At 61.4% G+C, this 586-nt stretch carries 1 protein-coding gene; it reads right to left on the bottom strand.

The window, feature by feature from the left end; all coding sequences use genetic code 11:
• A partial coding sequence (locus AACY08_RS28145) for a GntR family transcriptional regulator (protein WP_339472375.1) occupies window positions 1-391 on the bottom strand: 391 nt, incomplete at its 3' end.
• Window positions 392-586: the final 195 nt, after the last annotated feature.

The raw sequence follows: 586 nt of genomic DNA, 5'->3' as shown, positions 1-586 counted from the left end.
CCGGCGACAGCCCCAGTGACATCGCCTCGTCAGGGTCGACGGTGCCCGCCGCGCGGCTGATCCAACTGCTCGACGCGGTCTTGCCGCGCGCCGCCATGTCTTCGGAAAAGGACGACAGCTTGGAAAAGCTCTTTTCCACGCGCCCGGTGACGAAGGTGCCCGCCCCGCGCCGCCGCGTCAGCAGGCCTTCCTCAACCAATCCGCCAATCGCCTTGCGCACGGTGATGCGCGAAATATCATATTCGATGGCGAGGTCGCGCTCCGCCGGAATCGCATCGTCTTGCGCCAGCACATCGTGCGCGATAGCCTCGCGGATGAGGTGCTGAAGCTGCAGGTAGAGCGGTGCCGGATTGCCTTCGCGAAACTGTCCGATCTGTTGCGAAAACGCCAATGCCCATCCCTTTCGCCGCGACGTGATACGCCCCGTCTCGTGCGTGCGTCGCTGTGTGAGCAGCCAGCCTAATCAAAGCGTGGCAGGTGAGCAATCGGGATTGTTGCGATTTCATATTGGTATGCTTCGCACGAATGCCGCACCGGTCGATCCCGCAGTTTTATATCAAAAACCGTTATCCGGTCCGCTTGCAAG

This window comes from Pseudomonas sp. EL_65y_Pfl1_R83, assembly GCF_963970695.1.
GTDB lineage: Bacteria > Pseudomonadota > Gammaproteobacteria > Pseudomonadales > Pseudomonadaceae > Aquipseudomonas > Aquipseudomonas tritici.
Note: the sequence above shows the minus strand (reverse complement) of the source record. Positions and strands in the feature narration are given on the sequence as shown.